General features: G+C 68.5%; 6 protein-coding genes and 1 riboswitch. Of the genes, 3 read left to right on the plus strand and 3 right to left on the minus strand.

The window, feature by feature from the left end:
* The coding region (locus LOY02_RS17635; protein WP_317183682.1) for a PLP-dependent transferase at positions 1-137 on the minus strand (137 nt) is incomplete at its 3' end.
* 12 nt (positions 138-149) lie between these two features.
* Positions 150-265, minus strand: a riboswitch (SAM riboswitch).
* A 155-nt stretch (positions 266-420) separates the two neighbouring features.
* Here LOY02_RS17635 and LOY02_RS17640 point away from each other — a divergent pair.
* Positions 421-1,593: an acyl-CoA dehydrogenase family protein gene (locus LOY02_RS17640; protein WP_317183677.1), complete on the plus strand. Its 1,173-nt coding sequence runs from the start codon at positions 421-423 to the stop codon at positions 1,591-1,593.
* 82 nt (positions 1,594-1,675) lie between these two features.
* On the plus strand, positions 1,676-2,647 hold the full coding sequence (locus LOY02_RS17645; protein ID WP_317183678.1) for a glycosyltransferase family 2 protein: 972 nt from the start codon (positions 1,676-1,678) through the stop codon (positions 2,645-2,647).
* 22 nt (positions 2,648-2,669) lie between these two features.
* On the opposite strand, the gene LOY02_RS17650 is transcribed toward LOY02_RS17645, so the two are convergent.
* On the minus strand, positions 2,670-3,311 hold the full coding sequence (locus LOY02_RS17650) for a 3-oxoacid CoA-transferase subunit B (protein ID WP_317183679.1): 642 nt from the start codon (positions 3,309-3,311) through the stop codon (positions 2,670-2,672).
* A 1-nt stretch (position 3,312) separates the two neighbouring features.
* On the minus strand, positions 3,313-4,125 hold the full coding sequence (locus tag LOY02_RS17655) for a CoA transferase subunit A (protein ID WP_317183680.1): 813 nt from the start codon (positions 4,123-4,125) through the stop codon (positions 3,313-3,315).
* A 255-nt stretch (positions 4,126-4,380) separates the two neighbouring features.
* Between LOY02_RS17655 and LOY02_RS17660 the strand changes: the two genes are divergently transcribed.
* A partial coding sequence (locus LOY02_RS17660; RefSeq protein ID WP_317183681.1) for a peptidoglycan-binding domain-containing protein occupies positions 4,381-5,341 on the plus strand: 961 nt, incomplete at its 3' end.

Genomic DNA, 5,341 nt, shown 5'->3' on the forward strand with positions numbered 1-5,341 from the left:
GCGGCGTGGTCGGTGTCGTTGAAGACGTAGCTCGTCGTCTGGTAGATCGGCAGGGCCCGGGCTCCGGTGGCGGAGTCGGCACTCTGGCCCGCGTGGATCTGCTTCGTCTCGAACGACCAGTCGGGGGTGTCACTCATCGGTGTTCCTCACACTCGCGCTTGCGCGCCGGCGGGCGCCGGCGGCCAGGTCGTCACCCGGGGCACCCCGCCGCGTAGGGAGGGTTGCCGGTCAGCGAGCCGGGGCCGTGACGCTGACACTCATGACCTTGGCGCAGATGGTATGCCGCTCAGCCCACTACCAGCACGCGCGTCCTCATCGTGGACACCCCGTCCTCATGGTGGACGGCCCTGGGCGCACATGCCTGCGGGGGCGGTGGCCTGGATCACTTGGACGTCCTACTAAATGTGTCCCGCGGGTAGCATGCACACCGTGACGAGCTCTGACTTCGACCTGTTCCGGACCAGTGAAGACCACGAGGCGCTGCGCGAGGCGATCCGCGCCGTCGCCGAGGACAAGATCGCGCCCTTCGCGGCCGCGGTCGACGAGGAGGCGCGCTACCCGCAGGAGGCGCACGACGCCCTCGTGGCCTCGGACTTCTTCGCCCCGCACATCCCCGAGGAGTACGACGGCGTCGGCGCCGACGCGCTCGCGACCTGCATCGTCATCGAGGAGGTCGCTCGGGTCGATGCCTCCGCCGCGCTCATCCCGGCCGTCAACAAGCTCGGCTCGCTGCCACTGATCCTCGCCGCCAACGAGGACGTCAAGCGCAGGTACCTTCCGCCGCTCGCGCACGGAGAGACGACGTTCTCCTACGGGCTCTCCGAGCGTGAAGCAGGCTCGGACACCGCCTCGATGAAGTGCCGGGCCAAGGCCGACGGGGACGACTGGGTCCTCAACGGCCAGAAGTCGTGGATCACCAACGCCGGCGTCTCGGAGTTCTACACAGTGCTCGCCGTGACCGATCCCGACGGGCCCCGTGGCAACAACGTGACCGCCTTCGTCGTGGAGAAGTCCGACCCAGGCTTCACCTTCGGCGAGAAGGAGCGAAAGCTCGGCATCAAGGGCAGCCCGACCCGGGAGCTGCACTTCGACAACACGCGCATCCCCGGTGACAGGATCGTCGGCGAGGTCGGTGATGGTCTGAAGATCGCGCTGCGCACCCTCGACCACACCCGCGTGACGATCGGGGCCCAGGCCATCGGGATCGCGCAGGGAGCTCTCGACCAGGCCCTGGCCTACGTCAAGGAGCGCAAGCAGTTCGGCAAGCGCGTCGCCGACTTCCAGGGCATCCAGTTCATGCTCGCCGACATGGCGATGGAGGTCGAGGCAGCCCGGCAGATGGTCTACGTCGCGGCGGCCAAGTCCGAGCGCGGGGACAAGGACCTGTCGTTCTTCGGCGCAGCGGCCAAGTGCTATGCCTCCGATGTCGCGATGAAGGTGACGACGGACGCGGTGCAGCTGCTCGGCGGTGCGGGCTACACCAAGGACTTCCCGCTCGAGCGGATGATGCGCGACGCCAAGATCACCCAGATCTACGAGGGAACCAACCAGATCCAGCGCATCGTCATGGCGCGCCAGCTCCTCAAGGGTTGACCTGTAGTCTCCTTCCGTCCACGCCACAGCAATCCGGACCGGAAACGACTACGTGCAGCCCCATCCACCCATCAGCGTCATCATGCCCCTCCTCAACGAGGAGGAGCACCTCGCCGCCGCCGTCGACGCCGTCACCAGCCAGGGCTACCCGGGCGAGCTGCAGCTCGTCCTCGCGATCGGCCGCGGCCACGACGACACCCTCGGCGTGGCCCGGCGGCTTGCCGACAGCGATCCACGGATCACCGTCGTGGAGAACCCGTCCGGGCGCACCCCGGACGCGCTGAACCTCGCGGTGGCCGCCGCCGCGCACGACATCATCGTGCGGGTCGACGGTCACGGTTACCTCAGCCCGGGCTACATCGAGCATGCCGTCACGGTCCTCGAGGAGACGGGCGCCGCCAACGTCGGGGGCGTCATGTACGCCGAGGGGGTGACCGACTTCGAGAAGGCGGTGGCCGTCGCGATGAGGTCGCCACTCGGCGTCGGCGGTGCCCGCTTCCACACCGGTGGTGAGGCCGGCCCGGCAGACACGGTCTACCTCGGCGTGTTCCGGCGTGACTGGCTCGAGAAGGTCGGCGGCTACGACCCGCGGTTCACGCGTGCTCAGGACTGGGAGCTCAACTACCGGATCCGCCAAGCGGGCGGGACGGTGTGGTTCGACCCGGGTCTTCGCGTTCGCTATCGGCCCCGGCCGACCTTGGGCCGGCTCGCCCGGCAGTACCGCGACTACGGGCGGTGGCGGCGGGTGGTGGCCCGACACCACGAAGGCACCATCAACGCCCGCTACCTCGCACCTCCGACGATGGTCGTCGTCACGACCGCGGCGACGATCGCAGGGTTCTTCTGGGCGCCGGCCTGGACCGTGCCCGCTGCCTACGTCGCAGGCATCACGGCAGGTGGGCTCGCGATCAGCCGGGGGGAGCCGAGACGGTCGCGAGCGTTCACCCCGCTGGTGCTCGCGACGATGCACTGGTCGTGGGGCGTCGGGTTCCTCACGAGCCGCCGCAGTGGTGACTTCGACGTCTGCGCCGGCCCGGCCGAACCGGACGCGTGAGGGGCTCCGACGCCGTGTGGTGTCAGGAGCCCAGCTCGACCGTGAACTCCGGCTCCGTCTTCTCGCGGACCTCGTCCTCGGTGACCCCGGGGGCGAGCTCGCGCAGGACGAGCCCGTCATTCGTGACGTCGAAGACGCACAGGTCGGTGATGATCCGCTGGACGACGCCGCGGCCGGTGTAGGGCAGCGAGCACTCCTTGACGATCTTGTAGGAGCCGTCCCGGGCGTTGTGCTCCATGAGCACGATGACCTTCTTGGCTCCGTGGACGAGGTCCATGGCCCCGCCCATGCCCTTGACCATCTTGCCGGGGATCATCCAGTTGGCGATGTCGCCCTTCTCGGAGACCTGCATCGCCCCGAGGATGGCAGCGTCGACCTTGCCGCCGCGGATCATGCCGAAGCTCGTGGCCGAGTCGAAGAAGGACGCGCCCTTGCGCAGGGTCACGGTCTCCTTGCCCGCGTTGATGAGGTCCGGGTCCTCCTCACCATCGAAGGGGTAGGCGCCGACGCCGAGGATGCCGTTCTCGGACTGCAGGACGATCTCGACGTCGTCGGGCACGTAGTTCGGCACCAGGGTCGGCAGGCCGATGCCGAGGTTGACGTAGGCACCGTCGGACAGCTCGGCAGCCGCACGCGCGGCCATCTCCTCACGGGTCATCGCCATCTCAGGCCTCCTGCGTCTGGTTGGTCGAGTCGGTCGCCGCACCGGGCCGGGGGCGCACGGTGCGCCGCTCGATGCGCTTCTCGTTGGCCTGCTCGGGCGTCAGCGGCAGGACGCGGTGCACGAAGATGCCGGGCAGATGGACCTCGTCCGGGTTCAGCTCACCGGGCTCGACGAGCTGCTCGACCTCGGCGACGGTGACCTTGCCGGCCATCGCGCAGAGGGGGTTGAAGTTGCGTGCCGACTGGTTGAACACGAGGTTGCCGTGCCGGTCGCCCTTGGCCGCCCGGACCAGCCCGAAGTCGGGCCGGATGGCCTGCTCGAGCACGAACGTCTTCGTCTCGCCGTCGACCTCGAAGTCCTGGGTCTGCTTCGGCGGCGACGCGACCGCGACCTTGCCCTCGGAGTCGTAGCGCCACGGCAGGCCCCCCTCGGCGACCTGCGTGCCGGAGCCGGTGATCGTGAAGAAGGCCGGGATGCCGACGCCCCCGGCACGCAACCGCTCGGCCAGCGTGCCCTGAGGTGTCAGCTCGACCTCGAGCTCACCGTGCAGGTACTGCCGCTCGAACTCCTTGTTCTCGCCGACGTACGAGGCGACCATCCGGCGGATCCGCTTGTCCTTGAGCAGGATCCCGAGGCCCCAGTCGTCGACGCCGCAGTTGTTCGAGATGGCCTCCAGATCGCTGATCCCGGCGTCGTGGATCGCCGCGATGAGCACGCTCGGGATGCCGCAGAGTCCGAAGCCACCGACCGCGAGCGACATCCCGTCGCTGATCCCGGCGATGGCCTCCTGTGGGGTGGAGACGACTTTGTCCATGCTGCGGACTCTATAGCCCGGCCGGGCAGTGCAGGGCGTGGGGTGGCACCACTGCACTCGCCGTCACGTGGTGGCCCACCACGTGACGAACGCGACAGTCCACCCGTCCACCCCTCGGCGCTGAGGAATTACAGCCCTGTAATTGTCTCAACCGCCTTGTTATTGGTGTGACTCAAGTGCATGAATGGTGCAGTTGAACACTTGCGGGGGAAGTGGGATCCATGCTTTTCGAGTTCCCATTGAATCGAGTTCCCCATGGTCGTTCGCAGTCGTCATCTTGGGCTGGCCCTCCTTGCGCCCGCGCTCATCGTCCCGTCGGCCGCCACGGCGGTCCACGCCTACACGCCGCCGGCCCCGCCGACGAAGACCCTCCCGAAGGCTCTCGACGTCTACGTCCCGTACCAGGGGCAGACGGTCTGCGATCCGGTGGCCCGCCCGGGCGTCCTCGCCTTCGCGAAGCTCATGACGAGCCACTACCGCATGGGGTCGACGAGCCTCATCGGCCGGACGTGCACGAGCGGCACGTCAGAGCACTACGACGGGCGCGCGTGGGACTGGATGCTCGACGTGAACGACCCGGAGGAGTCCGCTGTCGCGCGCAGCGTCCTGTCCTGGCTCACCCGGGCCGACGCCAACGGTGTCCAGGGGGCGATGGCGCGCCGATTCGGGATCATGTACATCATCTACGACCGCAAGATGTGGCGGTCCTACGCGCCGGAGCGGGGCTGGGCGCCCTACTACGGCAGCAGTCCCCACACCGACCACATCCACTTCAGCTTCAACTACAACGGTGCGGCCGCACGGACCTCGTGGTGGACAGGCGTCGCGGCGACCACGGTCCTGACCTCGTTGCCGCGGTCCTCGGGAACGGTGACCATCCCGTCGACGCCGACCGTGCTCTCCTACGGCATGCGGTCCGAGGCGGTCCGTCAGCTGCAGGTCCGGCTCGGCAACCTGCCGACGACGGGCTACTACGGGTCGATGACGAAGGCGCGGGTCATCGAGTACCAGCGCTTCGCGGGCCTGCCGCAGACCGGGGTGGCGGACCTCAAGACGCAGGAGATCCTCGCGAGGCGTGGCTGGCGCACCGTCTCGGCCGCGTTCCCGACGTTGTCCTACGGCACGACCTCGACCGCCGTGCAGACCCTCCAGGCCAAGCTGGGCAACCTGCCGACGACGGGCTACTACGGGTCGATGACGAAGGCGCGGGTCATCG

The organism is Intrasporangium sp., assembly GCF_032907665.1.
In the GTDB taxonomy this organism is placed as follows: Bacteria; Actinomycetota; Actinomycetes; order Actinomycetales; family Dermatophilaceae; genus Intrasporangium.

What these genes read in the sequence shown, in the direction of transcription:
- LOY02_RS17640 (WP_317183677.1), top strand. Translation starts at nt 421, where the DNA reads ATGCACACCGTGACGAGCTCTGACTTCGACCTGTTCCGGACCAGTGAA.
- LOY02_RS17645 (WP_317183678.1), top strand. Translation starts at nt 1,676, where the DNA reads ATGCCCCTCCTCAACGAGGAGGAGCACCTCGCCGCCGCCGTCGACGCC.
- LOY02_RS17650 (WP_317183679.1), bottom strand. Translation starts at nt 3,311, where the DNA reads ATGGCGATGACCCGTGAGGAGATGGCCGCGCGTGCGGCTGCCGAGCTG.
- LOY02_RS17655 (WP_317183680.1), bottom strand. Translation starts at nt 4,125, where the DNA reads ATGGACAAAGTCGTCTCCACCCCACAGGAGGCCATCGCCGGGATCAGC.